Source organism: Ancylobacter polymorphus (genome assembly GCF_022836935.1).
In the GTDB taxonomy this organism is placed as follows: domain Bacteria; phylum Pseudomonadota; class Alphaproteobacteria; order Rhizobiales; family Xanthobacteraceae; genus Ancylobacter; species Ancylobacter polymorphus_A.
This window is the reverse complement of sequence record NZ_CP083242.1, coordinates 99568-125865: the sequence shown is the minus strand read 5'-3', so window position 1 is coordinate 125865 and position 26298 is coordinate 99568. Positions and strand designations below refer to the sequence as shown.

General features: G+C 65.3%; 21 protein-coding genes and 2 pseudogenes. 10 read left to right on the top strand and 13 right to left on the bottom strand.

The window, feature by feature from the left end; all coding sequences use genetic code 11:
- Nucleotides 1–175: 175 nt before the first annotated feature.
- From K9D25_RS23960 to K9D25_RS23950, 3 genes are read left to right on the top strand one after another with little or no spacing between them, the layout of a single operon-like run.
- On the top strand, nucleotides 176–1819 hold the full coding sequence (locus K9D25_RS23960; protein WP_244451105.1) for a Mu transposase C-terminal domain-containing protein: 1644 nt from the start codon (nucleotides 176–178) through the stop codon (nucleotides 1817–1819).
- On the top strand, nucleotides 1816–2733 hold the full coding sequence (locus tag K9D25_RS23955; RefSeq protein ID WP_432207966.1) for a TniB family NTP-binding protein: 918 nt from the start codon (nucleotides 1816–1818) through the stop codon (nucleotides 2731–2733). Before K9D25_RS23960 ends, K9D25_RS23955 begins: the two co-directional genes overlap by 4 nt.
- Nucleotides 2631–3926, top strand: coding sequence for a TniQ family protein (locus tag K9D25_RS23950; protein WP_347881482.1), 1296 nt, complete (start codon nucleotides 2631–2633; stop codon nucleotides 3924–3926). Before K9D25_RS23955 ends, K9D25_RS23950 begins: the two co-directional genes overlap by 103 nt.
- A gap of 59 nt (nucleotides 3927–3985) precedes the next feature.
- Here K9D25_RS23950 and K9D25_RS23945 read toward each other — a convergent pair whose 3' ends face one another.
- A complete protein-coding gene (locus tag K9D25_RS23945; RefSeq protein ID WP_244451102.1) occupies nucleotides 3986–4918 on the bottom strand; it encodes a recombinase family protein in 933 nt (310 codons plus the stop codon).
- Nucleotides 4919–5453: 535 nt separating this feature from the next.
- Here K9D25_RS23945 and K9D25_RS23940 point away from each other — a divergent pair.
- Together K9D25_RS23940 and scpB are read left to right on the top strand one after the other, a co-directional pair.
- On the top strand, nucleotides 5454–6407 hold the full coding sequence (locus K9D25_RS23940) for a DUF1403 family protein (protein ID WP_244451331.1): 954 nt from the start codon (nucleotides 5454–5456) through the stop codon (nucleotides 6405–6407).
- Between the two features lies 1 nt (nucleotide 6408).
- On the top strand, nucleotides 6409–7104 hold the full coding sequence (gene scpB, locus K9D25_RS23935; protein ID WP_244451330.1) for an SMC-Scp complex subunit ScpB: 696 nt from the start codon (nucleotides 6409–6411) through the stop codon (nucleotides 7102–7104).
- Nucleotides 7105–7657: 553 nt separating this feature from the next.
- Here the strand turns inward: scpB and K9D25_RS23930 are convergent.
- Complete coding sequence (locus K9D25_RS23930) at nucleotides 7658–8470, bottom strand: IS5 family transposase (protein WP_244451329.1); 813 nt, start codon at nucleotides 8468–8470, stop codon at nucleotides 7658–7660.
- Between the two features lie 210 nt (nucleotides 8471–8680).
- Nucleotides 8681–9388, bottom strand: a complete 708-nt coding sequence (locus K9D25_RS23925; RefSeq protein ID WP_244451328.1) for a hypothetical protein — start codon at nucleotides 9386–9388, stop codon at nucleotides 8681–8683.
- On the opposite strand from K9D25_RS23925, the gene K9D25_RS23920 reads away from it, so the two are divergent.
- Nucleotides 9367–10215 carry a GGDEF domain-containing protein gene (locus K9D25_RS23920; RefSeq protein ID WP_244451327.1) on the top strand — a complete coding sequence of 283 codons (849 nt, stop codon included), beginning with the start codon at nucleotides 9367–9369 and terminating at the stop codon, nucleotides 10213–10215. The two genes, K9D25_RS23925 and K9D25_RS23920, sit on opposite strands and share 22 nt — an antisense overlap.
- A 67-nt stretch (nucleotides 10216–10282) precedes the next feature.
- Here the strand turns inward: K9D25_RS23920 and K9D25_RS23915 are convergent, their stop codons facing one another.
- From K9D25_RS23915 to K9D25_RS23905, 3 genes are read right to left on the bottom strand one after another with little or no spacing between them, the layout of a single operon-like run.
- Nucleotides 10283–11404, bottom strand: coding sequence for an ABC transporter permease (locus K9D25_RS23915; protein ID WP_244451326.1), 1122 nt, complete (start codon nucleotides 11402–11404; stop codon nucleotides 10283–10285).
- A gap of 3 nt (nucleotides 11405–11407) precedes the next feature.
- Nucleotides 11408–14131 carry a ribosome-associated ATPase/putative transporter RbbA gene (gene rbbA, locus K9D25_RS23910; protein WP_244451325.1) on the bottom strand — a complete coding sequence of 908 codons (2724 nt, stop codon included), beginning with the start codon at nucleotides 14129–14131 and terminating at the stop codon, nucleotides 11408–11410.
- The gene (locus K9D25_RS23905; protein WP_432207978.1) at nucleotides 14128–15174 is read right to left on the bottom strand and encodes an HlyD family secretion protein; all 1047 of its coding nucleotides are present in this window, start codon (nucleotides 15172–15174) and stop codon (nucleotides 14128–14130) included. The genes rbbA and K9D25_RS23905 overlap by 4 nt, the downstream gene beginning before the upstream one ends.
- Nucleotides 15175–15385: 211 nt before the next feature.
- On the opposite strand from K9D25_RS23905, the gene K9D25_RS23900 reads away from it, so the two are divergent.
- A complete protein-coding gene (locus K9D25_RS23900) occupies nucleotides 15386–17770 on the top strand; it encodes a phosphoketolase family protein (protein WP_244451324.1) in 2385 nt (794 codons plus the stop codon).
- 172 nt (nucleotides 17771–17942) lie between these two features.
- Nucleotides 17943–18701, top strand: a pseudogene (locus K9D25_RS23895) (IS5 family transposase).
- 4 nt (nucleotides 18702–18705) lie between these two features.
- Here K9D25_RS23895 and K9D25_RS23890 read toward each other — a convergent pair.
- From K9D25_RS23890 to K9D25_RS23860, 7 genes and pseudogenes are all read right to left on the bottom strand, one after another.
- A complete protein-coding gene (locus K9D25_RS23890; RefSeq protein ID WP_244451323.1) occupies nucleotides 18706–18852 on the bottom strand; it encodes a hypothetical protein in 147 nt (48 codons plus the stop codon).
- 39 nt (nucleotides 18853–18891) lie between these two features.
- On the bottom strand, nucleotides 18892–19143 hold the full coding sequence (locus tag K9D25_RS23885; RefSeq protein ID WP_244451322.1) for a hypothetical protein: 252 nt from the start codon (nucleotides 19141–19143) through the stop codon (nucleotides 18892–18894).
- Nucleotides 19136–20308: pseudogene (locus K9D25_RS23880) on the bottom strand (thiamine pyrophosphate-dependent enzyme); the annotation flags it as partial. The pseudogene K9D25_RS23880 and the gene K9D25_RS23885, both read right to left, overlap by 8 nt.
- 4 nt (nucleotides 20309–20312) lie before the next feature.
- Nucleotides 20313–21107, bottom strand: coding sequence for an IS21-like element helper ATPase IstB (istB, locus tag K9D25_RS23875; protein ID WP_244376040.1), 795 nt, complete (start codon nucleotides 21105–21107; stop codon nucleotides 20313–20315).
- Nucleotides 21097–22626, bottom strand: coding sequence for an IS21 family transposase (gene istA / locus K9D25_RS23870; RefSeq protein WP_244450770.1), 1530 nt, complete (start codon nucleotides 22624–22626; stop codon nucleotides 21097–21099). Before istA ends, istB begins: the two co-directional genes overlap by 11 nt.
- Before the next feature lie 107 nt (nucleotides 22627–22733).
- On the bottom strand, nucleotides 22734–23174 hold the full coding sequence (locus K9D25_RS23865; RefSeq protein WP_244451453.1) for a hypothetical protein: 441 nt from the start codon (nucleotides 23172–23174) through the stop codon (nucleotides 22734–22736).
- A gap of 655 nt (nucleotides 23175–23829) precedes the next feature.
- Nucleotides 23830–24045, bottom strand: coding sequence for a helix-turn-helix transcriptional regulator (locus K9D25_RS23860; RefSeq protein WP_244451452.1), 216 nt, complete (start codon nucleotides 24043–24045; stop codon nucleotides 23830–23832).
- A 179-nt stretch (nucleotides 24046–24224) separates the two neighbouring features.
- Between K9D25_RS23860 and K9D25_RS23855 the strand changes: the two genes are divergently transcribed.
- Complete coding sequence (locus K9D25_RS23855) at nucleotides 24225–24869, top strand: hypothetical protein (RefSeq protein ID WP_244451451.1); 645 nt, start codon at nucleotides 24225–24227, stop codon at nucleotides 24867–24869.
- Between the two features lie 527 nt (nucleotides 24870–25396).
- Nucleotides 25397–26266 (top strand): nitrilase family protein, encoded by an 870-nt coding sequence (locus tag K9D25_RS23850; protein ID WP_371349310.1) that lies wholly within the window; start codon nucleotides 25397–25399, stop codon nucleotides 26264–26266.
- Nucleotides 26267–26298 lie beyond the last annotated feature (32 nt).

Below are 26298 nucleotides of genomic sequence, written 5' to 3'. Positions count from 1 at the left end.
GGCGTGATTTTCCGGGTTCTGGGCTGCCAGAATCGCTTGTCGCACTGCTCTTTTCCCCGGATTCCATTTGATTGATTTTTAACATGTTCGGCTCACCCTAATTCGGTGGATTCAGCCTTGTTCGTTGGAATCTTAGCCTTGATCGCTGGATCAAGGCGAGTGCGGAGGTCGACACGTGCCGTGCGACCAGGACAAGCTCGCGATCGATGATAGCCGGTGGCAGGTCGCGGTCGCCCGAGAGGCGGTCATCCGGCCACTGATCAACGCCGGGCAATTGTCGCCGATCGATGTCGCGACGGCGTGCCGTATCCTCGGATTACGCCGAAGCCGGCTGTACGCGCTGATCGAGCAGTACCGCAGCGCGCCGGTGACGAGTTCGCTGGCCGCGGCGCGACCTGGTCCAAAGAAAGGAGCCCGGCGCCTCGCCGTCGAGGTCGAGGCGGCCATCGAGGAGGCGATCCGCGACAAGTATCTCACCCGGCAAAAAGCGTCCGTCAGCACGCTTCATGACCACATCCGGCATCTTTGTCGTGAACGCGGGCTGGACATTCCGTCCTGGAAAGCCGTTCGAGCCCGTGTCGAGCAGATCGACCGCTTCAAGCTTGTCCGCCAGCGTGAAGGCAACAAGGCCGCCAGAGATCGGCTCAGACCGGTTCCGGAGGAATACCGTGCCGATCACGCACTCCAGATCGTCCAGATCGATCACACGCGCGTCGATCTCTTCGTGGTGGACACGATCTACCGCCTGCCGATCCAGCGGCCATGGCTGACGCTCGCGATCGACGTAGCAAGCCGCATCGTGGTGGGCTTTTATCTGAGCCTCGAGGCGCCGTCGTCGGCATCGGTCGCCCTGGCCATACATCATGCGGTGATGCCAAAGGCGGAGTGGCTCCTGGCGCGCGGCATCGAGCTCGATTGGCCTGTGTCGGGCCTGCCGGACATCATCCACGTCGACAATGCGCGCGAATTCCGCGCCCGGGCGCTGGCCCGTGGAGCTGCCGAGTACGGCATCTCGCTGCTCCACCGGCCTGTGGCGACCCCGCACTATGGCGGCCACATCGAGCGGCTGATCGGCACCATGATGGGAGCGGTCCATATGCTCCCCGGTACTACGTTCAGCTCCATTTCAGAGCGCGGCGACTACGATCCCGAGCGTCACGCGGTCATGACGATCGAGGAGCTCGAGCGCTGGCTGACGCTCGAAATCGTCGGCCGCTACCACAACGAGGTCCACAGCAGCCTGCAGATGCCTCCGAATGCCGCCTGGCGGGAGGCTCTCGATCGTCGCCGCGCGCCGTTCCGGCACCCGCATGATGATCAACAGTTCTTCTACGACTTCCTGCCGTTCGAGGAGCGCAGCATCCGTCGGGATGGCGTGCACATCTTCGGCCTGCGCTACTGGGATGACGTTCTGAGCCCTTGGGCAGGTCGGCTCGATCGACAGCTGCGGGTCAAGTATGATCCCCGTGACCTGTCCTGCGTGTTCGTCGAGGGTCCCGACGGCGCCCATTGGCCGATCCGGTATGCGGACCTGCGCCGGCCGCGTATCACGCTCGGCGAGCACCGGCTGGCCCAGGCGGCCTTGCGGCAGCGCGGTGTGCGGCTCACCGACGAGCAACTCATCTTCGACACGGTCGAGGCCCAGCGCGAGCTGCTGGAGACCTCGGCATCGATCACGAAATCCGCACGTCGTCAGGTCGCGCGGCGGGCGAGATCGCTCAACGCCGCAGATCAGGGCGCCGCGGCGGAGGTCGTCGCGCCCGGCACCAAGGACGAACCGGAGACTTTGCCCGTTCTGGCGGTCGAGGAATGGTCATGACCGACTACGCCCACCTCCTGCCGGCCTATCGCCACCAGGCCGCTCTGGCGGATGCGGAGCGGATCGCCTGGATCCGAGCGGATCGGTGGCTTGACCTCGATCAGGCACGGGCCGCGCTCAGCCGCCTCGAGGACCTTTTAGTCTATCCGCCCCGCGATCGCATGCCGTGCCTGCTGCTCTATGGCGACACCGGCATGGGCAAGACCAAGATCATCCGCAAGTTCCTGCGCGACCATCCCGCCTGTTTCGACCAGGGCACGGGCGTGACCACCATGCCGGTCGTCGCCATGCAGATGCCGGCCGAGCCGATCGAACGGGACATCTACAGTGAGCTGCTCACGGCGCTCGGGGCGCCCGGGCCTGCGGACGGGGCGACCCACCGGCAGAAGGAAGTCTGCCGCCGGCTGCTGCGCAGCATGGGCGCCCGCATGCTGATCATCGATGAGATCCACGCCATGCTCGCCGGCAGCTTCCGGCAACAGCGGGTCTTTCTGAACGCCATCCGGTTTCTGGCCAACGATCTCAGGATTCCTCTGGTTTGCGCGGGGACGGACCTCGCGCGCCAGGCGCTGTTGACCGATCCGCAGCTGGCAGAGCGGTTCGAAGCCCTCCACCTGCGGCACTGGAAGAATAACGCCCGCCTCGCGCAGTTGCTGGCGAGCCTGGCGACGATCCTGCCGCTGCGCCGGCCCTCGAACCTGGCGGCGCCGGCGATCCGTACCCGCGTGCTCGACCTCACCGATGGCGTCACGGTGCGGATCTTCCGCCTGATCGAGACGGTTGCGGTCGAGGCGATCCGCTCCGGCGCCGAATGTATCACCATGGACAGTTTCCAGACCGAGGAACTGGTGCTGCCGCTCGTCACGATGACGCGCAAGGTCGAGGCGCGCCTTCAGCCGCGGGCCGGCCGATGACAGTGCGGCGCGAGCTCCCCCTCGCGCCGAGGCCGGAAGACGATGAGCTGCTATCATCCTGGCAAGGTCGCGTCGCGTGCCGCTATGACCTCATCCACGACGACCTTTCGAGGTGGCTTGGCGTCCTCCGGGACGACCGCTGTGTCAGGTTCACCGAGCGGGACTTCGCGCCCTCGGCCGAGATGGTGCAGGCTTGGGCGGCGGCGTGCCGGCTTTCGGAAAAGCGCATGCGGGCCCTCGCGCTCTCCTCGCGGTCACGGTCGCGCAGCTGGTATGTCTGGGGGGAGGGGAGAGTGGCCGGCGCTTTCCGGCGGCCGGTCTGTTTGGCCTGTCTTGATGACGATGCCGCCGCCGGCCGTGACCATCATATCCGCCGGACGTGGGCCTTGGTCGAGACCGTGGTCTGCAGCCGCCATCATCGCGTTCTCGACGAAGCGTGTCCTCACTGTCTCGACAGCTCCGGTTTTCGGTTCGTTGTTCATGAGGCGGCGGCCCGGCTCGCCTGTATCCGATGCGGCAGGATCGCCCGAACGATGCCCCAGGAGCGGCGCGGCGGTTCCGCGGACCTCTTTGCCGCCGTATCGACGCTGGTGGCGGCAGGGATCGAAGATCAGTCTGCGGTTCGGGATCGGATGCTCCATGTCGCCCGGTTACTGTGGAAGCCGCCGCGCCCCCGCACCGGGCGTCGCACACCGTTCGTGGCAGATGTCGTGCCGGATCTTCGTCTGACTCCGACGGCACAGGCAGGGGTCGATCCCGGCGAGCCGCTGGCAACGGCGCCGATCGGCTGGCGCATGGTGACGCTGCTGGGCGTCGCGGCGCTGCTGGACCTCGGCAACTCCTCGATGAGGGGGCGCCTGGCCCTCACACTGGACCAGTTGGTGGCCTGGACCGAGGAGCCGCGCCCGCGGCCCAAGGAGCGACCCGTGCCGATGGCTTCCTCGTGCGCGAAAACCCCAGGCCGATCGGATGCGGACTATCTGGCGCTCGCCCGGTCCATCCTGGCCAGTGAGGAATGGCGTGCTGTTCAGGGACAGGATCCGCGCACGCAGCGGCGAATTCTCAACACCCTGTCCAACAAGGCTCTGGCCCGGCGGCCTGAGGCCGATGCCCCGGCTCCGTCGGCAGTGCGGTTGGCAGCAAAGCGTGGCGCCGCCCAAGGACCGGCGCACAGCGACACCAGGGCAGCATAGGTTCGGCGCGCTTGTCGTCGGCGCAGCGCGGCGCGATCGGAGCGGGCCACGTTGCGATCTCAGGTATCGTCCCGCGGCTGCGGCACCACGAGCCCCAGCCGGCGCGCTTGGTCCAACAGGGACTTGACCGAAGAGGCGGCCCATTGCCGCCCGCCACGCGGTGTGCGCTCGCGCATCCGCTCAAGCTGGGCGGCGATGTCGCGCAAGCTGAGATCCGGGTCGGCGATGGCGATGCCGGCGACGAGCGTCATCAGCCGGTCCTCGGGCGGACGCCGCGGTGAGCGCCGAAGCAGCTCCGCCTCCGCCATCCGCTCCTGCACCAGCCGATGCACGGCGCGCCGCAGCTTCTCGATGGTCCAGCTCTGGCCGCGATGGTTCAGCACCCGCACCACGTCGTCCCAGCTGTGCTGCGGCCGCATGCGCCGCACGATCGGCAGCCAGGCCGAGGCCGAGGCGATCAGGTCACCGACATAGACCTTCTGGCGTGCCGCCGAGGCGGCACGGATGGCCTCCGGCCGACGCTCGCGCAGGCCGGGGTTGCCGGGGAGCTTGCCGCGCGCCTTGGCCGCCTTCATCCCGGCCCTGGTGCGCTCGGCGATAAGGGCACGCTCAAGCTGGGCGACAGCGCCGAGCACCTGCAGCGAGAACATGCCCTGCGGCGTCGAGGTGTCGATCGGGTCGCGCAACGAGCGGAAATGGGCCTGACGTCCTTCCAGGTCCTCGATTACCGCGAGCAGGTGGCTGACCGAGCGGGCGAGGCGATCGAGCCGCACGACGACCAGGACGTCACTGGGCCCGATTTCGCGCATCAGCCTGGCCAGCACCGGCCGGGCCCGCGAAGCCCCGGAGCCATGCTCCTGGTGGATGATCTGGCAGCCGGCCGCGCGCAACTCGTCGACCTGGGCATCGGTCGCCTGCTCGTCGGTCGAAACCCGGGCATAGCCGATCAGGCGGCGAGCCGGCCGGGGAGGGGAGAAGGCGGGGCGGGCCATGGCGTCTCCGGGGGCGATTTCCGGCCCTTTGTACAATCAATACAGATTTGAGCAAACGAACCTTTGCAGACGTGTTTTATCGACCTTGCCAGAGGCCCGTGGAGGTCGATCGGGCACCGCAGATGGGTCCAAGTGCCAGAAGAGGCCAAAACGGCCGCCTGTGGGGCTCTGTGCGGAAAACAGGCGATTTCAGGGGTTTTGGACGCTGGCGCCGTGCCCATCGGGCCCGAAGAGGCTGATTTTCCGCCCGAGGGGTGCCCTCGCGGCTCCAGCGGCGTGGGAAATCCACCGATCCAGGTCGGGCGGTCCGCTCAATTAGGGCGAGGAATCCACCCATCCGGGAAGAGGGGAGGCGAAAAACGACGGCTTTCCAGCCGATTCCAGCCATCTCGGCCGAGCGACATCGCGCATTCTCTATATAATGTCAAAAACGTCCGATAATTCAATCTTATCGGACGTTCTTATTCCTGGACGTGGCGTGCGGTTGAACCGCTGTATCATGGACTAAAGCGCACGCTTTCGATAGCGTCGTTCCATGGATGTCGCGCTGATTCCGCCCTCCTCGGTCCCCATCGCCATGCCGGTCATCCCCGGCTGGGCGCTCCCGAGCGGCCCGGTGACAAACCCGGCTGAGGCGGCGTTCCTGGCCGGCGCGGCGTTGAATTCGCTCGATAATCTCGTGCGATCAAACCCGCCCTGGGCTGGCGTCTGGCGCGCGCGGCTGGCGCTCAGCTGCGCCGCCGCGGCCGCGCGCCACGCTGGGCGTACGGAGGACGAGGCCGCCCTGCGCGATGCCTGGATGCTGCGTCCCGCCGATGGCGATCCGGGTCCCGCCGGCCGGCTGCTGGCCACCTGGCGCCGGCTCGCCGAGCGCTCCCCAATGATGGATGCGACGACCCTTGAATCGACCTGCGGCCTGCTCGGCCTGAGCTGGAGGCCGGAGCTGATCGCTCTTCCGGACGAGATCGACCGTTACCTGAGGGAGGGGCGTGCGGCGCCGCTTTTTGCCGCGGCGGTGCTGCGCGCCGTTGACAAGACCGCGCCGAACGCGGGGCTGCTGGGCTGGTGGCTGGCCGACCAGGTCCTTGCGCGGCGCCTGCGTTGGCCGCTGCCGCTGCCGTTGCTGATGGCGGAAGCGCACAGCGCCGCCTTCCGCGGGACCGGCCGGGGAGGGCGGCTGCGTCCGGGTGACGACGGCTTCGAGGCCGCGCTCTGCCTCGCCGTGGCGCAGGGCGCGGCGCGGGCCTGCCGCGTAGCCGCCGAGATCGCGCCGCGCGCCGCCCGGCTGCTGGCGGTCGCCCCAAAACTGCGCGCCAAGGGGGCAGGGGAGGCGATCGCCCTTCTGCTCGACGATGACGCGGTGCCGGGCACGCTGGCAACCGCAAAGCTCTCGCGCTGGGGCGCGCGGCGGCTGTTCGAGCGGCTCGAGGCGCTGGGCGCGGTGCGCGAGCTCACCGGCCGCTCAGCGTTCCGACTCTACGGTCTGTGAGATGGCCAAGCGCGCGAAAACCCGGGTGAGCTTCGACGCCGAGCTCAGCGCCCTGCCGCCGGAGCTGCGCTGGCGTGAATGGATGGGCCGGGTCGAGGCGGTGATCTTTGCCTCGCCCGAGCCGGTGACCCGCGAGGTGCTGGCAAAAGTGGTCGGCCGCGACTGCAGCCTCGATCATCTCATCGACGACATCCGCGCCGAGCTGCGCGGCCGGCCCTATGAGCTGGTGGCGGTCGCCGGCGGCTGGCAGCACCGCACCCGCAAGAGTTTCGCCGAGGCGATCCAGGTGGCGACCGGCCTCGGCACCACCGAGACCAAGCCGCTGTCGCAATCCGAGGCGCTGGTGCTGCTATGCATCGGCTACTTCCAGCCGATCACCCGCGGCGAGCTCAGCCAGTTCTTCGGCCGGGAGATCAGTCGCGACACCATCGGTCATCTGCGCCGGCTCGGCTTCATCGCCGCCGGTCCGCGCTCGCCGCAACCCGGCGCGCCCTATACCTATGTAACGACCAGGGAGTTCCTGTCGCATTACGGCTTCGACACGTTGCGCGACCTGCCGGACATGGAGGCGCTCGAGGACGCCGGCTTGCTCAGCAAGGACAGGCTGCTCGCAGGAGATATCCCGGTGGGGCTCATGGTGGACGAGAGAGATGAGGACGAGCTCGTGGAGGCGGTCGACGCCGATGACGGAGTTTGACTGCCCGCATCATGCCGGGACCCGATACTGTCCTTCGCCGTTATGACCAGTTTCGCGAAAGGAGTCATAGCTCGTTGGCTCGATCTTTTCGCGGTTCGGGGTGGCGCGCCACCTCCGCGCTGTGGGTGAGGCCACGCGCGCCCAGCTGTTTGCCCCCTTGCGGCTTTGGTTCGTGCGCTCGGCGTCGATCCGTCGAGATATCATCTGCCAACGTGATACCGCGTCGATGATCAGGGTTCCCCAGGGCCGGAGTTGACCCTTCTCGGACTCTCAACGGGTCCGGTTTCTGGCTGTACAACTTGTCTGTCCCACGGGACTGCCTCTCCCACCGCGCGAGACCCGGTCCGCCTCAGGCCTACCGACGATCAGGCGATGGTGCTGAGGTTGTTTCCTCATCATGTTCGCCTCATCTTACTGCCGATGTGGGGGCTATCTCCCTGCTATCTCACGCGGGAGGCGACGAGGGGAATGCTGGAACAAAAGGTTGCGTTCGTAGCGTATTCGTCGCGTGACCCGGCCGTCGCGTCTATCATCTTAGAGTCCGTCTCGGAACTCATTGTGATCGAGCGATGCGTCGGATGAGGACCAAGGCTGCGGCGGCGTAGAGGAAGGCTGTCGCCGATGCGATTGTCGCTTCTGCGTCCTTCCAGAGCCTTCGGTTTCGGTTGATCCAGGCAAAGAAGCGCTCGACGACCCATCGTCGTGGCTGGACGGCGAAGCCGATCTGATCGGGCTTGCGGCGAACGATCTCGACGGCGATGCGGGTTGCGGTCGCGACACGCGGGCTTTGATAGCCGGCATCGGCGAAGACCTTCTCGATGAAGGGGAAGGGGCGGCGCGAGGCAGCCAGCAGCGGGCCCGCCCCGTCGCGATCCTGCACGCTGGCGGGATGGGCGAAGAGGACGAGGCCGCGCCCGTCGGTGTCGACGAGGGCGTGACGCTTGCGGCCCATGATCTTCTTGCCGGCGTCGTAGCCGCGCGGGCCGCCGGCTTCGTTGGTCTTCACGCTCTGGCTGTCGATGATGCAGGCGCTCGGCGAGCCCGACCGACCGCTGCGTTCGCGATCGATCATCAGCAAAGCATGGTTCAGCGCCTCGAACACGCCCCCGTCCCGCCAGGCCGCAAACCAGCGATAGGCCGTGCTCTTGGGTGGAAGGTCGCTCGGCAGAAGCCGCCAGGAGATGCCGCCGCGCATCACATAGAAGATCGCGTTGACGATCTCGCGCAGCGGCCACGACAGAGGCCGACCTGTTCGCTTCGGCGCTGGTAGCAACGGCGCAACCAGCCGCCACTCCGCATCCGTCAAATCCGTTTCGTATCGAAGTCCCGCACGACTATGCTGCCGGCGAGTGGCTGGGGTCCACATCGCTCGCTCCAAGATGGCCTGAACAACCCCTTGGAATCACGAGCGCCCCAGCCGCTCAACCCTTTCGGGACGGGCTCTAAGGCTCTGCCTTCGTTTCCTTACCGGCCACGCTCATTCTACCGTCGATCTTGACGCTAATTTCCGCTTTGTCTTCCTATTGGTCCCAAAAATAATCCAGTGTAACCGCATTTCGGCGAGGCGTCCGTTGGATCAATTGCGTGCCTGCTCCCCTGTCGCCACGAAAGGGTTCCAAGCGCGAGCGCTGCTCCTTGGCAGCATTCTGGCCGCCTTGATCCTGTTGGCGGTCATCGGGGTCTCTGGCAAATGCGCGCGGAGACATGGAAACGCGCCGAACTGGCCGGCACGAACCTCGCCCGAGCTATTTCGGCTCATGTGGATCAACATATCCAAGTGTATGATGCGGCGCTGCGCTTTATCATGCTTGAATTGGGCGATATCGATGCAGGCGACGCTCAGCCCGTCGATCAACATATCCTGGCAAATCTTGCCAGCAGCATGAATTTTGTTGGGTCGATTCTTGTTCTGAACGCGAATGGGGACATCGTTGCCGATTCTGCCGTTCATCGCCGCAGTGCGAATTTTTCCGACCGTGATTATTTTGAAGTTCATCGCGACAGTGCCATCGTCGGCACGTATATCAGCCAGCCTTATCAAAGCCGTTTGCGCAATGGCGAGTGGAGCATTGCCATCAGCCGACGCATTTCCAAGCCCGACGGGAGCTTCGATGGTGTCGTGCTGGCGGCAATCAGGATCGAGTTTATCCGTTCCTTTCTGCAGCTGATTGGGTTGCAGCCAAATGATGTCCTTGTTCTTGTCACGAATGAAGGCCGCATCGTTGCCGGCAGCCGTCTCTCGATGGTCACGGTGACGTTGGCGTGGATGTCTCGGAGAGCTCAAATTTCCAGCGTATTCGTGCCGAGAGCACCGGGACATTCGCGGCAATCGCCAGCATCGACAAGGTTGCGCGTCTTTACAGTTTCACTGCGGTGCCGGGGTCTGATCTCATCGTCAATGTCGGCTTGAGCACGCAGCCCATCCTGTCACCGTGGCGCAGTCGTGCCCTCATTATCGGCCCAGTGGCCGTGCTGCTTTGCGGCGCACTCGTTGTTTTCGCGGTCAAGCTCGGCAAAGAACTGCGTCGGCGAGCCCTCGCAGAAGCCGAGCTGGCACAGTTGGCAACGACGGATGGGCTCACCGGTCTGGCCAATCGCCGTCGATTTGACGAGGTGCTTGAGCGAGAATGGCGACGCTCGGTGCGCACCGGCACACCACTATCGCTGATGGTGCTGGATGCGGATCATTTCAAGCGCGTTAACGATCGATACGGTCATGCCATTGGCGACGAGATGCTCAAGGCGCTGGCGGCTGCGGTCAATCGATGCGCGCGTCGACCGGGAGACCTTCCTGCCCGCATCGGAGGGGAGGAGTTCAGTGTGATCCTGCCGGACACAGCGGAAGAAGGCGCACTGTTTCTTGCCGAAAAGCTTCGATCAGAACTGGCGAGTTCGTCCATTCCCCTCGCCACCGGAGCCATACCGGCCTGCACTGTGAGTATTGGAGTATCGACCAGTCACGCAGAAGCCGAATCGGCTATTGCCCTCTGTGAGGCAGCTGATCGCGCCGTTTATATCGCGAAGCGCGCTGGGCGCGATCGCGTTGAGTATGTGCCGATTAGTCGGCAATCCATCCCGCTCAGTTTCACTCCTGACCTGCCGGGCGAATAACAAATTGTATATGTGATCGACTAAGATTTGCCGGTTGTCGGTACGTTTGTGCCAGGGCGACTGAGTATTATCCACCGGTCTGCAACGCCTTGCGGAAGCGCAGCGCCGCGAGGAAGAAGAACGCCGCGCCGATGGCGGCGAGCGCCATCATCTGCCCCCACACCACCGAGAACCCGGCGCCGCGATAGAGAACCGCCTGCGACAGCGCGACGAAATGGGTGGAGGGTGAGAGCTGCATCACATTCTGCAGCCAGACCGGCATGCTTTCCATCGGCGTGGTCGAGCCCGAGAGCAGGTTCATGATGATCAGCACCGGCATGACGATGAGACCGAACTGCGCCATCGAGGTCGACACCGTGGCGACGAGGATGCCGAGCGCCGTCACCGAGAACTGGTAGACCAGCATCGCCCCGACAAAGAGCGCGAGCGAGCCTTGCGTCGGCACGCCGAGCAGCCGCTCCACCACCACGACCAGCGACAGCGTCGCCGCGATGACGATAACGAGGCCGTTGGCCCAGATCTTCGCCAGCATGATCTCCATCGGCGTCACCGGCATCACCAGCAGATGCTCGATCGTTCCATGCTCGCGCTCGCGAATCAGCGCCGCGCCGGAGAGGATGACGGCGAGCATGGTGACGTTGTTGATCACCTGCATCACCGCCGTGAACCACGCCGATTGCAGGTTCGGGTTGAACAGCGCGTGCACAACCACATTGACCGGCTGCGCGCTCGACGCGCCGGGCACGGCGGCAGCGACTTCCTGCACGAGGATGTTCTGGATGTAGGAGGCGCCATTGCCCGCCTGCGACATAGCGGTGGCGTCGATGTCGAGCTGGATGGTCGGGTAGCGGCCGGCGATGACGTCATGCTCGAATTTCGGCGGGATCGACACCACGAAGACGAAGCGGCCGGAATCCATCACCTCGTCCACCTCCTCCGCGCCGATCAGCACCGGCTCCTTGAAGAAGGGCTTGAGCAGCGCGTCACGCATCCGCCGCGACAGGGCGGTCTGGTCCTCGTCGACCACCGCGACGGCGGCATTCTCCACCTCGAACTTCGCGCCGGAAGCCACCGTGTAGATGGCGATGGTGAAGGTGTAGACGATCAGCCCCGCGAGAACCGGGTCGGCCTTCAGGCTGTACAGTTCCTTGATGCCGAGGCGGAAGATGCGGGCGAGCCGGGCGAACATTCCTCACACCCCCTGCTTGCGCAACGCGACCATCGCCGCCGCGATGAAGAACAGCGCGAAAAGAAAGGTCACGACGATGTCGGGCCAGAGCTCGGCGAAACCCAGCGCCTTGGTGAAGGTGCCGACGCTCACCTGCTGATACCAGGCCGAGGGGAAGGCGAGCCCCATGAACCGCGCCCCGCCCGAGAGCGAGGACACCGGCACGAGCAGGCCGGAGAAGTTCACCGCCGGGATGATGGCGATGATGGCGGTGGCGAAGATCGCCGCCACCTGGCTCCGCACGAAGCTGGAGATCAGGAGGCCGAAGCCCGTGGTCGCCAGCACATAGGCCAGCGAGCCGAGCGCCAGCGTCGGCAGCGAACCCTTCACCGGCACGTCGAAGATCAGCCGCGCGGTGATCACCAGCGTGACGAAGCTGCCGAAGGCGATGGCGGCATAGGGCAGTTGCTTGCCGAGCAGGAATTCCAGCCTTGTGACCGGCGTCGACTGGAAATTGGTGATGGAGCCGGTCTCCTTCTCCTTCACCACGCCGAGCGCGGTCATGATCGCCGGGATGAGGATGAGCATCAGCATGATGACGCTTGGCACCATGGCGTTCACGCTCTTGAACGCCTGATTGTAGCGGTAGCGCGGCTCGATGGTGATCGGATAGACCGGCACCGCCTGCCCTTGCGTGCGCAGCTGCGCGTCGGCGAGATAGGATTGCGCGATGCCCTGCACATAGCCGCGCGTCGTCTCGGCGCGGAACGGCATGGCGCCGTCGACATAGACGCCGATCTCCGGGCTGCGCTCGCGCATCAGGTCGCGGCCGAAGTCGGGCGGCACCTCGATGGCGAGCTTGAGCTCGCCGCTCTTCAGCCGCTGGTCGAGCTCGGCGGGCGAGGAGATCGGCGCATGCGTCTCGAAATAGCGCGAGCCCTCGAAACTCTCGAGCAATTGCCGGCTCTGCAGGCTCTGGTCCTGGTCGAACACCGCATAGGGCAGGTTCTCGACATCGAAGGAAATGCCGTAGCCGAAAGTGAGCAGCAAGAGGATCGGCCCGAGCAGCGCGAAGGCGAGGCGCGCGCGGTCGCGCATGATCTCCAGCGCCTCGCGGCTGGCATAGGCCCACAGCCGGCCGGGATCGAAACGCCGCACGCGGGCGGGCGCGGCTGCGCGCTCCTTCAGGTCGCCGCCCTGATCGCGCCCCATGCCGGCGTCTTCCAGCACGGCGATGAACACCTCCTCCAGCGTGTCCATGCCCCGGTCGCGCTTGAGCTCGCCGGGCGTGCCGACCGCCAGCACCCGGCCGGCATGCATCAGCGAGATGCGGTCGCAGCGCTCGGCCTCGTTCATGAAATGGGTAGACAGGAAGATCGTCACCCCATCCTTGCGCGAGAGCTCGATCAGCGTGCGCCAGAAATTGTCGCGTGCCACCGGATCGACGCCGGATGTCGGCTCGTCGAGGATGAGGATCTCCGGCCGATGGATCACCGCCACCGCCAGCTGTAGGCGCTGGCGTATGCCGAGCGGCAGGCTTTCGGGACGGACATCGGCGACTTCTGCGAGGTCGAAGCGCTCCAGCATCTCGGCGACGCGGCCCTCCACATCGGCGATCTCGAACAGCTGGGCATGCAGCACGAGGTTCTGCCGTACGGTCAGCTCGGCATAGAGCGAGAAGGCCTGCGACATGTAGCCGACGCGCTTGCGAGTCTCCATGTCGCCACCGGCCAGCGGCGCGCCGAACAGCTTGGCCTCGCCCTCGCTCGCCGGCAGAAGCCCGGTGAGCATCTTCATCGTCGTCGACTTGCCCGAACCGTTCGAGCCGAGGAAGCCGAAGATCTCGCCCTTCTCGATGCGGAAATTCACATGGTCGACGGCGACGAAATCGCCGAAGCGCCGCGTCAGCCCGCTCGCCTCGATGGCCGGCGCGCCACCATGATCGACGCGCGGCAGATCCGGCAGCGGCTCGGCGGCGCCGCGCTCGCCCGCCGGCAGCAGCGCGACGAAGGCCCGCTCCAGCGTCGTCTCGCTCGCCTGCGCGCGAATCTCTGCCGGGCTGCCGGTGGCGAGCACCTGCCCCTCATTCATCGCCGCCAGCCAGTCGAAGCGCTCGGCCTCCTCCATATAAGCGGTGGCAACAATGACGCTCATGCCCGGACGGCGGACGCGCAGACGCTCGATCAGCTCCCAGAACTGCCGGCGCGACAGCGGGTCGACGCCCGTGGTCGGCTCGTCGAGGATGACGAGGTCGGGATCGTGGATCAGCGCCGCGCAGATGCCGAGCTTCTGCTTCATGCCGCCGGAGAGTTTGCCGGCGGGGCGATTGGCGAAGGGTGCGAGGCCGGTGGCGGCGATGAGCTCAGTGATGCGCTCGCGGCGCTCGGCCGTGCCCTGCCCGAACAGGCGGCCGAAGAAGTCGAGATTTTCCGCGACGCTCAGTGTCGGGTAGAGGTTGCGCCCCAGCCCCTGCGGCATGTAGGCGACGCGCCCGCCGGCCTCTCGCCGCCAATTCGCATTGGCCATGTCGCCGCCGAGCACCTCCACCCGCCCCTGCTGGATCCGCGTCACGCCGGCGGCCAGCCCGAGCAGCGTCGACTTGCCCACGCCGTCCGGGCCGATGAGACCCGCCATGCAGCCGGCCGGAATCGCAAGATCGAGCCCGCGCAATGCCTCGACCTTGCCATAGCGGTGGGTCACGCCGCCGAGCGCGATAGCCGGAATCTGCGCGGCCGCCTCCCCGCTCATTGCGGCAGCTTCACCGCCAGATCGGCCGGCCATTGTGTCGCTGGATCCGTGCGCACATAGGCGACACCGCGCACGCCGGTCTTCACCCGGTCCTCATACTGCTTGAGCAGTTCCGCCGCGATGCGCAGCTTGATGCGGAACATCAGCTTTTCGCGCTCATCCGCCGTCTCGACCGACTTCGGCGTGAACTGCGCCCCGGCGGCCACGAAGCTCACCGTGGCGGGAATGACATAGTCGGGCGCCGGGTCGAGCACGATGCGCGCCTCGTCGCTAAGCGCCAGCCGGCCGGCGACGCGGGCCGGCACGAAGACGGTCATGTAGACGTCCGAGAGGTCCAGCAGCGTGACGATGGGCGCGCCGGCCGCCACCACCTCGCCCGAGCGCACCAGCCGGTATTCGATCCGCCCGCGGCGCGGCGCCTTGAGCGTGGAATCGTCGATCAGCGACTGGATGCGCGCCACATCGGCGCGGGCGGCATCGACGGCGGCGTCGGCTTCATCCAGCGAGGCTTGCGCGGCGCGCTGGGCGGCCACCGCAACATTCAGCTGGCTCTGGCGCAGATCGAGCGACTGGGCGGTGCCGAAGCCGCTATCCTTGAGTTTCGAGGCGCGCTCGAATTCCTGCTCGGCCAGCGTGTGCTCGCTATCGCGCTGGGCGATCTGCGCCTCGGCCTCGGCGACCGACTTCTCGGCGCGACGTACCTGGGCCTGCGCCCCGGCGAGCTGGGCTTCGAGTTCGCTCGTGTCCATGCGCGCGACCACTTCGCCGGCATCGACGGTCTGGCCTTCCTCGACCAGCACCTGTGCCACGCGGCCGGCGAGCTTGGAGGCCACCAGCACCTGCTCGGCTTCGATGCGACCATTGGTCTGGAACAGGCCCGCCGGCAACCGGCTGCCGCTCAGCCGGGCGATCAGCGCCTGCAGCTTCGCGCCAAGGCCGGAAGCGCCTGCGGGCTCCTGCTGCGCCGCGACCGGCGTCGCCAGCATCGCGAGCAGCAGTGCCACGAGAAGTGAATGGGCCGGCAACCGTCGCTGGCTTGCCATGTCTGCTCCCTAAGCTTTGCCACGGAACGATGCCGGGCAGCATGGCGCCTCGCGCCCGAACCGCCAAGTTCGACAGGAGGATAACCATCCTTGCCGCAACCATCTTGACCGCGATCAACGAAGCGGCCGCAATAGGCGGGTACCGGAGCCCAGACGACCGCCTTGCCTGCCCTGTCCGCTGAACCGAGACGACCAGAAGGGGACGAGAACCATGTCCAACGAAACCGTAACGGCAACGCTGAGCCCGGAACAGCTCGGACATATGAACGCCTGGTGGCGGGCGGCCAATTATCTGTCGATCGGCCAGATCTACCTGCTCGACAATCCGCTGCTGCGCGAAAAACTCACCCTCGATCACGTCAAGCCGCGCCTGCTCGGCCATTGGGGCACCACGCCGGGACTCAACTTCATCTATGTGCATCTCAACCGGGTGATCCGCGACACCGGCGCCAGTGTGCTGTTCGTCGCCGGCCCCGGCCATGGCGCGCCGGGCGTGGTGGCGGCAACCTATCTCGAAGGCACCTATAGCGAGCTCTATCCCGACGTCTCGCCGGACGAGGAAGGGCTGCGCCGGCTGTTTCGCCAGTTCTCCTTCCCGGGCGGCATTCCCAGCCATGCGGCGCCGGAAACTCCCGGCTCGATCCATGAAGGCGGCGAGCTCGGTTATTCGCTCTCCCACGCCTATGGCGCGGTGCTGGACAATCCGGAGCTGATCGTCGCCTGCGTGGTCGGCGACGGCGAGGCCGAAACCGGACCGCTCGCCACGAGCTGGCACGGCAACAAGTTCCTCAATCCGGCGGCGGATGGCGCGGTGCTGCCGATCCTCCACCTCAACGGCTACAAGATCGCCAATCCCACAATCCTCTCCCGCATCCCGCATGAGGAACTCGACGCGCTGATGCGCGGCTTCGGCTACGACCCGATCTTCGTCGAAGGCGAGGATCCCGATCCGATGCACCACGCCATGGCGAGCGCCGTCGACGAGGCGTTCGGCAAGATCGCCGCGATCCAAAAGGCGGCGCGCGAGGATGGCGTCACCGAGCGCCCGCGCTGGCCGATGATCGTGCTGCGCTCCCCCAAGGGCTGGACCGGCCCGAAGAATGTCGACGGCAAGAAGGCCGAGGGCTTCTGGCGCTCGCATCAGGTGCCGTTCTCCGACATGTCGAAGCCCGAGCACGTCACGCTGCTCGAAGACTGGATGAAGAGCTACAAGCCGGAAGAACTGTTCGACGCGGATGGCCGGCTGAAACCCGAGATCGCCGCGGTCGCCCCCGCCGGCGAGCAGCGCATGAGCGCCAATCCGCACGCCAATGGCGGCGCGCTGCGCCGGCCGCTGCGCCTGCCGGACTTCACGGGTTACGCGCTCGACGTGCCTCACCCCGGCGGCGTGGAGGCCGAATCCACCTATGTGATGGGCACCTTCCTGCGCGACGTGATGAAGGCGAACCTGGCCTCGAAGAATTTCCGTGTCTTCGGCCCGGACGAGACGGCGTCCAACCGTCTGCAGGCGCTGTTCGAGGTGACGGACCGCGCCTGGAACGCGGAAAAGCTGTCCTATGACGACCATCTGGCGCTGGATGGCCGGGTAACGGAGATGCTGTCCGAGCACATGTGTCAGGGCTGGCTGGAGGGCTATCTCCTGACCGGCCGCCACGGGCTATTCTCCTGCTACGAGGCGTTCATCCACATCATCGATTCGATGTTCAACCAGCACGCCAAATGGCTGAAATCGTCCAGCGAGGTGGAGTGGCGCCGGCCCATCGCCTCGCTGAACTACCTGCTCACTTCGCATGTCTGGCGGCAGGACCATAATGGCTTCAGCCATCAGGACCCCGGCTTCATCGACCATGTGGTGAACAAGAAGGCGGACATCGTGCGCGTCTACCTGCCGCCGGACGCCAACACGCTGCTCTATGTCACCGACCACTGCCTGAAGAGCTGGAACCGGGTGAACGTCATCGTCGCCGGCAAGCAGCCGGCGCCGCAATGGCTCGACATGGACGCCGCCATCAAGCACTGCACGCAGGGCATCGGCATCTGGGAATGGGCGAGCAACGACCATGATTGCGAGCCCGACGTCGTGCTGGCCTGCGCCGGCGACGTGCCGACGGTGGAGGCGCTGGCCGCCGTCGACCTGCTGCGCGGCTATTTCCCTGAACTCAGGGTACGAGTGGTCAACGTTGTTGACCTGATGACGCTGCAGCCCAAATCTGCGCATCCCCATGGTCTGTCCGACGGTGAGTTCGACGCGCTGTTCACGCGGGACAAGCCGGTGATCTTTGCCTATCACGGCTATCCTTGGCTTATCCACCGGCTCGCCTATCGCCGCACGAATCACGCCAACATGCATGTGCGCGGTTATGTGGAGGAGGGCTCGACCACCACGCCCTTCGACATGGTGGTACGCAACCGGCTCGACCGCTTCCACCTCGTGCTCGACGTGATCGACCGCGTGCCGGCGCTCGCCGGAAAGGTCCATGCGCGTCAGGCGATCCGCGACAAGCTCACCGAGCACGATCGCTACATCCGCGCCCACGGCCTCGACATGCCGGAGGTTCGGGAGTGGAAATGGCAAGATAGAAGAAATCTTAGGTAGAGATTAAATATAGCCAACGGACTCAGCTACGGTGCTTCTTCGCCAGAATTAGTCGATCGGCCGAGCCGGCTCAATACGATGCCAACGGCAAGCTTCTCGCCCGCAACGTCTAGGCTCAGGACCCATTGATATGAGGCGCACGATCTGATTCAGACTCCGCAGGAGTTTGAACATGAGCGACCTGTATTGGCTGACGGATGAGCAGATGGCTCGGCTTCAGCCCTATTTCCCAAGGAGCCACGGGAAGCCGCGCGTGGATGATCGCCGGGTTCTGAGCGGGATCATTTTCGTCAACCGCAACGGACTGCGCTGGCGCGACGCCCCGGGGGGCCTATGGCCCCCATAAGACGCTCTATAATCGTTGGAAACGCTGGAGCGCGGCGGGCATCTTCATCCGGATGATGGAAGGCCTGTCCGCCGCAGAGAGCGAGCGGCGAACGGTTATGACCGACGCGACCTATCTGAAGGCCCACCGCATGGCTTCGAGCCTGCGGGTAAAAAGGGGGATGTCGGGCGACTGATCGGACGCACCAAGGGCGGCATGAACACCAAGCTTCATGCCGTGACGGATGCGAATGGGCGACCGATCAGCCTGTTCATGACGGCGGGCCAGGTCAGCGACTACACCGGTGCCGCGGCTCTGCTGGACAGCCTTCGCAAGGCGCAATGGCTCTTGGGTGACCGAGGATATGATGCGGACTGGTTCAGGGACGCCTTGCAGGCCAAGGGGATCAAGCCCTGCATCCCCGGACGAAAATCCCGCTCCCAGCCCATCCGATATGACAAGCGCCGCTACAAACGACGCAATCGCATCGAGATCATGTTCGGGAGGCTCAAGGACTGGCGGCGCGTCGCCACCCGCTACGATCGATGTCCGACCGTCTTCCTCTCAGCCATCGCTCTCGCGGCTACCGTGCTGTTCTGGCTATGAGTCCTCAGCCTAGATCGGCGACGCGGACGACCTCGCCGGCGACACCGAGCTTGCCGAATTCGGTCAGCGCCTCGCGTAGAAGCTTCTCGGATGAAGAAGGCTCCTCGCCGCGTTTGAGGGTGCAATTCAACGCGATGACGGACAGTGTCATGTCGGTCTCCTCGGTAAGGCGATGGCCCGGACTGTTTCTTCAGATCCAGCCGAGCGAGCGGAGCAGTATCCGCATCTGCTCCGTAGCCATCTCACGATCGGACGGCTGGCCAGACGAGGCCGCCTTGGTCACCGTCGTCACCGCCGCCTGGCATAGCTCGCGGTCGCCTTCGCTCGGCTCGTGGGCCGAAAGCAGGCCGCGCGCATCATCCAGCGTGCGAAGCGTCCGCGCCTCGCCGTCCTTGTGGAAGCTGACCGGCTCCGACAGGTTCATGTCCCAGCGCTCACTCATGCTGGTTCCCCGCCTCGATCATGGTCTTCAGCGGCTCCTCGGCGATCGCCGCCTCGATCTGCTCGCGTCCGGGCGTTTGCGGCAGCGCCTTGCGGAAGTTCTGCGCATAGTCCGCGGGCATCTTGGGCGGCATCATCGGCTCGGCGGCGTCAACAACCGCCTCGATCAGCACCGGCCCCTCAGCGGCGAAGGCGCGCTCCAGCACGTCCTCGACGTGCTCGGGATTAGTGATCGAATAGCCGATGCCGCCCATCGCCTCGGCGGCCATGGCAAAGTCGATCGGCTGCAATTCGCAGCCGAACTGCGGATTGCCGAGGAACATCATCTGCTCCCACGCGATCTGGTTCAGCATGTTGTTCTTGATCACCAGCATCTTCAGCGGGATACGATAGCGTACGGCGGTGGAGAACTCGCCGAGCTGCATGGCGAGCCCGCCATCGCCCACCACCGCGAAGACCGGCCGGCCGGGAAAAGCGAAGCCGGCGGCGATGGCATAGGGCAGCCCGCAGGCCATGGAGGCAAGCGAGCCGGAGACGCCGAAGGCCTGGCCCTCGCGCATGTCGATATGGCGGGCGGCGAGCTCGGTGTTCTGTCCGGAATCGGTGACCAGCACAGCATCGTCTGGCAGCTGCCGGCCGAACGCGCGGGCAACCAGCTGGGGCTTCAGCGGCAGCTCGGTCTTGGCCTCGGAGGTCGCCATCATCTCGCGCCAGCGCGCCATGCCGGCCTGCGCCTCCTCAAGGAAGCTGCGGTCGGCCTTGCGGGTCAGCCGCTCATTGAGCAGACGCAGAGTCTCTCCGGCATCGCCGACCAGGCCGACCTCGACCGGGTAGCGCAGCCCGATGCGCTGGCCATCGCGGTCGATCTGCACGCCCCTGGCCTGGCCGGGCTTCGGGTAATACTCGATATAGGGGAAGGTCGAGCCGACGATCAGCAGCGTGTCGCAACGCTCCATCGCCTCCTGCGAGGGCAGCGTCCCGAGCATGCCGATGCCGCCGGTGGTATGGGGATGCTCGTCCGGCAGCACCGCCTTGCCGAGCAGCGCCTTGGCTACGGGCGCGGCGAGCAGGTCGGCGGTGCGCTCCAGTTCGTCCCGGGTGTTGATTTCCGTTGAGAAGTGACCCTGGATTTCCAGTGAGAAGTGACCCGGGCTGATGGTGGTCTTGGGGTTAGGTTGCGGTCAAGTTTCGCGGCTTCTCCCTGGTGGGTTTGGGTGGCTTTGCCGAGCTGCTCTTGAAGCGGAAGCTGTCATTGCCGGTCTCGAGGATATGGCAGTGATGGGTGAGCCGGTCGAGCAGGGCCGTGGTCATCTTGGCATCGCCGAAGACGGCAGCCCATTCGGAGAAGCTGAGATTGGTGGTGATGATCACGCTGGTGCGCTCATAGAGCTTGCTCAGCAGGTGGAACAGCAAGGCGCCGCCCGAGGTGCTGAACGGCAGGTAGCCGAGCTCGTCGAGGATGACGAGGTCGGCATGGAGGAGCCGACCGGCGATCTGACCCGCTTTGCCTTGGGCCTTCTCCTGTTCGAGAGCGTTGACGAGCTCGACGGTAGAGAAGAAGCGGACCCGCCTGTGATGATGCTCGACGGCGTGGACGCCGAGAGCCGTGGCGATGTGGGTCTTGCCGGTACCGGGACCACCGATCAGGACGACGTTGTGCGCGTCGTCGAGGAACTCGCAGCGATGGAGTTGGCGCACGAGCGCCTCATTGACCTCGCTGCTGGTGAAGTCGAAGCCGGCGAGGTCGCGATAGGCCGGGAAGCGGGCGGCCTTGAGCTGATAGGCGGTCGAGCGCACCTCCCGCTCGGCGGTCTCTGCCTTCAGGAGCTGTGAGAGGATCGGCATGGCGGTCTCGAAGGCGGGAGACCCCTGTTCGATGAGTTCGGCAGCGGCTTGCGCCATGCCGTGCATCTTGAGGCTTCTCAGCATAATGACGAGGGCTCCGCTGGCCGGATCATGACGCATGGCGCGCCTCCCTGGCCCTGCGGAGGGCGTCATAGCGTTCGACATTGGCTTGAGGCTCGGTGGTCAGCGTAAGGGCGCCAGGAGCTGGGATCGTCGGCGTGCTCAGCGGTGTACCGTCGATCAGGCGGTGCAGCAGATTGAGGATGTGGGTCTTGGTCGGCACGCCTGCTTGCAGCGCGAGTTCGACGGCCGTGAGCACGACCTGCTCGTCATGCTGGAGGACCAGGGACAGGATCTCCACCATCTCGCGGTCACCGCCCGGCCGCTTGAGCAGATGCTGCTGCAAGGATCGGAACGCCGGCGGCATCTCGGCGAACGGTGCGCCGTTGCGCAATGCGCCGGGCTTGCGCTGGACCACGGCCAGATAATGCCGCCAGTCATAGACGGTCCGGCTCTGGCGATCATGGGAGCGAGCGAACACCCGACCATGCTCACAGATGGCCTGTCCCTCAGCGACCACAACGATCCGGTCGGGATAGACACGCAAGCTCACCGGGCGGTTGGCGAAGGAGGCCGGCACGCTGTAGCGATTGCGCTCGAGGTGGACGAGGCAGGTCGGGGAAACGCGCTTGGCGTGTTCGACGAAGCCGTCGAACGGCCGCGGCATCGGCATCAGGTGGCGGATCTCCTCAGCCCACACATCGGCGATCGAGCCGGGTTGCGAGCCGTGCCCGGCCTGCGACCACAGCTCCCGGCACCGGGTCTCGAGCCACTCGTTCAAGGCCTCCAGCGAGGGGACGTTCGGTATGGGTTGCCAGAGCCGATGACGGGCATCCTGTACGTTCTTCTCGATCTGCCCCTTCTCCCAGCCGGAGGCCGGGTTGCAGAACTCCGCCTCGAACAGGAAGTGGCTGACCATGGCCGAGAAGCGGATGTTGACCTGGCGCTCCTTGCCCCGGCCGACCTTGTCGACGGCCGTTCGCATGTTGTCGTAAATCCCCCGCCGCGGCACGCCGCCCAGTACCCGGAAGGCGTGGTTATGGGCGTCGAACAGCATCTCGTGGGTCTGCTGCGGGTAGGCTCGCAGAGTGAAGGCGCGGCTGTAGGACAGCTTGACGTGAGCGACCTGCAGCTTGGTGCGCTCGCCGGCGATGATCGCCCAGTCCTCAGACCAGTCGAACTGGAACGCCTCTCCGGGCACAAAGGCCAGCGGCACGAAGGTGCCGCGGCCGCTGGTCTGCTGCTCGCGCAACCGGGCGGCCTTCCAGTCGCGGGCAAAGGCCGCCACCCGATTGTAGGAGCCCTCATAGCCCAACGTCACGAGATCGGCGTGCAACTGCTTGACGGTGCGCTTGTGCTTGCGCGACTTGCCGCTCTCCACCCGCAGCATCGCCGCGAGCTTGTCGGCATAGGGATCGAGCTTGCTCGGCCGGTCCGGAACGTGAAACCGGGGTTCGACGCTGTCCGCTCGCAGGTACTTACGCACGGTGTTCCGTGAGAGCCCGGTGCGGCGGGATATCTCCCGGATCGAGCTACGATCCCTATGATGCCAGCGTCGGATGACGCTCAATAACTCCATGTCGATCACTCCGCTGTCCCCCGCGTGTGCCGCGTGAGACGTGGTGAAAACATGGGTCACTTCTCGATGGAAAAATCCGCTCCTGCAGGGTCAGATCTCAGTGGAAATCAACAATCGAGCGCATCGGCGAATGTGGGAGGGTCGGTCCAGGGCCGCCCGTCGCTCTCAGGGAACTCGACGATCGGCTTTGCCCGAGGGCCGCGTCGACGTGGCATAGCTTCCGGCTGGTCCGCGCCACGAGGCTGCGTACCCCGCTCCGAACTAGGTGGTGTGCGGCGCGCCGTGGCACGCTTCACCGTGACGTGGCCGCGGCGCGCCAACTCACGGCGCAGCGAATCAAGGCCGGGCGCAAGCACGGAGCCGGCTCGCTGCAGATCGGCGTGATCCACACCGGAGGCGTGAGCGATCGCGTGCCAGTCATAGTCGCGCTCCGTCAGGGGCGGTGGCATGCGCGCGGCGAGGAGATCGAGAAGCCAGTTCTGGAACAGGTCGGCGTCGCGAGGCGACAGGACGGTCGTGGCACGCTGCTGGCAGAACTTCACCAACATGCGCGCGAAGCTCGTACGGGGCATCGGCGGTCAGTGCAGGCACGTTGTGGAGAGGCGACTCGCCTCGATCAGGGGCGGCGGTTCTGCCGAGAAGCCCTTCTCTCCGCCACGATCCAGAAGTGGCAGGCACCGCGATCCGAAACCGAGGGGTGATGGCCTTCACGTGGTCATCAGACGATGACAATGTGCGGCTAGTCATTCAGCCAACAGGACCCTCGCGAAGCCGGAACATTTCTGTCCAGCGTCGCAATGTGTCGAGATCTAGAAAATATCCTGTAAACAAAACCACCCGACCGCCGCGCAATGTGTGCGCTTTTATCCTGCCATCAAGCTCCCTCGCTCCGTCGGGAATAAACGAGATCACGTCACATCGCTGCGATACTATGACAGAGCTGCAGAAAACGCTCCATAGGCGCCGAGCGCTACCAGCTGTTCGTCAAGCTCTCCAGAAATGCGCTGCCAGACTGCTGCAGGGGCCGCCAAATGCACCGCGAGCTCGCCGCGCATAGCCTCGCTTGACGCGAAGCCGCTGTCGGTGAGGCGCAACCAAACCGCGTAGGACCAGCTATCCCGTCGCGGATAAGCTGCAAAAGAACAGCGGCCAAACCGCGTTGAAGCCGCAGCGATCTTGCACAGGAGTTGCGGTAAGTGAGGCCTATTCCGGCGCTGACGGCTTGCGGAAGCGCACACCGGCGCCGCCGCCGTTTTCCGGAATGAACTCAATGCCGGCGGCTTCGAGCGCCGCCTGAAGACGCTCAACTGTTGTCGCTTTCAATGCCTCGCCGCGTTCGAAACGGGTCACGGTTTGTGTGGAAACGGCAGCCTGGTTCGCCAAATCGCGCACGCCCAAACCGAGAGCGGCGCGAGCCATTTTGCATTGCGCAGCATTCATATGAATCACGACACTGTAGTGATTTTTGATTGCTGTTGATTCATGTCGTCGCTATCCTTCTGCGCCTTAGGCGGCCGGACACGTGTTTGCCCCACGTATCCGGCCTGACCACAACCAAGCTGCGTGGAGCTCGGATCATGGCTGATTCTGAGATTAGCATGAGTCTGTCCCGACCATCCCGGAGGGACCTTCTCTCTGCCGCCCTCGCGATGGTCGGCGGCTCTTCCTTCAACAGTTCGGCTGCAGCCGCACCGCAGGATGGCGGCACGACAGATGCCGCCATCGGTGCGTGGAAGGCGTGGCGCGCAGCGCATCGGCGCACGCTCGCTCTGTGCCGGAAACAGCAACGTCTGGAGTCCGAACTCGCGCGGACGATCGGCTTTCCGCAGGTGGTTCTGGCTGCAGCCGAACTGCCGTCACCGGTGCGCATCAACTCCCTGCGGCAGTTCGACGAGCTTGCGGCCGGTCTGCCGTCGCTGTGTGTTCGGCGCGATGAAGTCGCAACCGCCCTGCGCATACATCAGCACCGTTGGGACGACGCGGATCGCGCCATCGGCTACTCCGTCGCCCGGCAGGAAGAGGCGGCGGCCTCCGCCGATGAAGAGCGACTGACTGCAATGCTCTTTGCCGCAGACGCGACGTCTCTGCGTGGCCTCTCAGCAAAACTTGACGTTCTGATCGCAATCGGAGCCGATGGCGCTGAGGGGCGGGATTTCCCGTGGCCGGAGCTGCGGCACCTCCGCAGGGATGTTGCGCGATTGGTGCAGTTGCAAACGCAAAGGGAAGCCACCGTTACTGCTTAGCAATGCTCACGATGCCAGCGGCGTAGCGCGGCGGACGCTTGAACGCCCCTTCGGAGCAACGGCGCGCCGACTTTGGTTGACGCGCCTCACCATCATCGATCGCGTGGATCATCCCTTGGGCGGGCGCTCGAGAGCAGTTTCGGTTTAGTCCATCGCGCTCTTCGGCAGCGGGCCGAAAGCCATGGCAGTTCCCTGGCGGGGCCTGTCTCCGCTTATTCCCACCTTATCGCGGCTAGATGCGCAGAAGCGTGGCGGCCCTTCAGCTCAGGTGGGCTTCGGTCACGCAGTCATCGTACTGCATCTAACGTGAGCGAAAATATCACAAACGCACAATTTATTTGCATTGATATGCTTATAATTAAGTCAGCAATGAAATTGACGACGCGGACGTCATCAACAATGATGCGCCATCAGCAGTATTGCTGAGAAAATCCCCCAAAATTGGCCACTCAACGCAGGTGAGAACCTGCGTCTAGGGCTATTCGACCGAGGCGTTGCTTGCGCCGCGATCGCAGAGGTGTGCCTCCATGCCGGTTTCCAGCCTTGTCCGCGTCGCCTGCATCCAGATGGAACCGCGTTTCGGCGACACGGGCGCCAATGTTGCGCATTCGCTCGGCCTCATCGCCTGCGCGGCCGATGGCGGGGCGAAGCTCATCGTGCTGCCGGAACTCGCCAATACCGGCTATGTGTTCGAAACCCGCGAGGAAGCCTTCGCGCTGGCCGAGACCATTCCCGACGGGCCGACCTGCCAGGCCTGGGCGGCCATCGCCGCCGAGCGGGGCCTCCACATCGTCGCCGGCATCACCGAGCGCGAGGGCACGGCCCTCTACAACAGCGCGGTGGTGATCGGCCCCGACGGGCATATCGGCACCTATCGCAAGATGCATCTGTGGGGCAACGAGAACCTGTTCTTCGAGCCCGGCAATAACGGCTTCCCGGTGTTCCAGACCCCGCTGGGGCGGATCGGCGTCGCCATCTGCTACGATGGCTGGTTCCCCGAGACCTACCGGCTGCAGGCACTGCAGGGCGCCGACATCATTTGCGTGCCCACCAACTGGGTGCCGATCCCCGGCCAGGCGGAGGGGCGCGAGGCGATGGCCAACATCCTCGCCATGGGCGCCGCCCATTCCAACTCGCTCTACATCGCCTGCGCCGACCGCATCGGCACCGAGCGCGGCCAGCCCTTCGAGGGGCAGAGCCTCATCATCAGCTACACCGGCTGGCCCGCCGCCGGCCCGGCCAGCCGCGACGGGGAGGAAATCGTCTCCGCCGAGATCGACCTCGGCGCCGCTCGCCGCGCCCGCAACTGGAACGCCTTCAACCAAGTGCTGCGCGACCGCCGCACCGATGTCTATGCCGAGATGCTCGGCTCCGACATTTCCCGGGGCTGGTACTGAGCCCCGCTTGCCCTCCACCACCGAAGAACAAC

What these genes read in the sequence shown, in the direction of transcription:
- K9D25_RS23955 (WP_432207966.1), top strand. Translation starts at nt 1,816, where the DNA reads ATGACCGACTACGCCCACCTCCTGCCGGCCTATCGCCACCAGGCCGCT.
- K9D25_RS23950 (WP_347881482.1), top strand. Translation starts at nt 2,631, where the DNA reads ATGTATCACCATGGACAGTTTCCAGACCGAGGAACTGGTGCTGCCGCT.
- K9D25_RS23945 (WP_244451102.1), bottom strand. Translation starts at nt 4,918, where the DNA reads ATGGCCCGCCCCGCCTTCTCCCCTCCCCGGCCGGCTCGCCGCCTGATC.
- K9D25_RS23940 (WP_244451331.1), top strand. Translation starts at nt 5,454, where the DNA reads ATGGATGTCGCGCTGATTCCGCCCTCCTCGGTCCCCATCGCCATGCCG.
- scpB (WP_244451330.1), top strand. Translation starts at nt 6,409, where the DNA reads ATGGCCAAGCGCGCGAAAACCCGGGTGAGCTTCGACGCCGAGCTCAGC.
- K9D25_RS23930 (WP_244451329.1), bottom strand. Translation starts at nt 8,470, where the DNA reads ATGTGGACCCCAGCCACTCGCCGGCAGCATAGTCGTGCGGGACTTCGA.
- K9D25_RS23915 (WP_244451326.1), bottom strand. Translation starts at nt 11,404, where the DNA reads ATGTTCGCCCGGCTCGCCCGCATCTTCCGCCTCGGCATCAAGGAACTG.
- rbbA (WP_244451325.1), bottom strand. Translation starts at nt 14,131, where the DNA reads ATGAGCGGGGAGGCGGCCGCGCAGATTCCGGCTATCGCGCTCGGCGGC.
- K9D25_RS23905 (WP_432207978.1), bottom strand. Translation starts at nt 15,174, where the DNA reads ATGGCAAGCCAGCGACGGTTGCCGGCCCATTCACTTCTCGTGGCACTG.
- K9D25_RS23900 (WP_244451324.1), top strand. Translation starts at nt 15,386, where the DNA reads ATGTCCAACGAAACCGTAACGGCAACGCTGAGCCCGGAACAGCTCGGA.
- K9D25_RS23890 (WP_244451323.1), bottom strand. Translation starts at nt 18,852, where the DNA reads ATGACACTGTCCGTCATCGCGTTGAATTGCACCCTCAAACGCGGCGAG.
- K9D25_RS23885 (WP_244451322.1), bottom strand. Translation starts at nt 19,143, where the DNA reads ATGAGTGAGCGCTGGGACATGAACCTGTCGGAGCCGGTCAGCTTCCAC.
- istB (WP_244376040.1), bottom strand. Translation starts at nt 21,107, where the DNA reads ATGCGTCATGATCCGGCCAGCGGAGCCCTCGTCATTATGCTGAGAAGC.
- istA (WP_244450770.1), bottom strand. Translation starts at nt 22,626, where the DNA reads ATGGAGTTATTGAGCGTCATCCGACGCTGGCATCATAGGGATCGTAGC.
- K9D25_RS23865 (WP_244451453.1), bottom strand. Translation starts at nt 23,174, where the DNA reads ATGTTGGTGAAGTTCTGCCAGCAGCGTGCCACGACCGTCCTGTCGCCT.
- K9D25_RS23860 (WP_244451452.1), bottom strand. Translation starts at nt 24,045, where the DNA reads ATGGCTCGCGCCGCTCTCGGTTTGGGCGTGCGCGATTTGGCGAACCAG.
- K9D25_RS23855 (WP_244451451.1), top strand. Translation starts at nt 24,225, where the DNA reads ATGAGTCTGTCCCGACCATCCCGGAGGGACCTTCTCTCTGCCGCCCTC.
- K9D25_RS23850 (WP_371349310.1), top strand. Translation starts at nt 25,397, where the DNA reads ATGCCGGTTTCCAGCCTTGTCCGCGTCGCCTGCATCCAGATGGAACCG.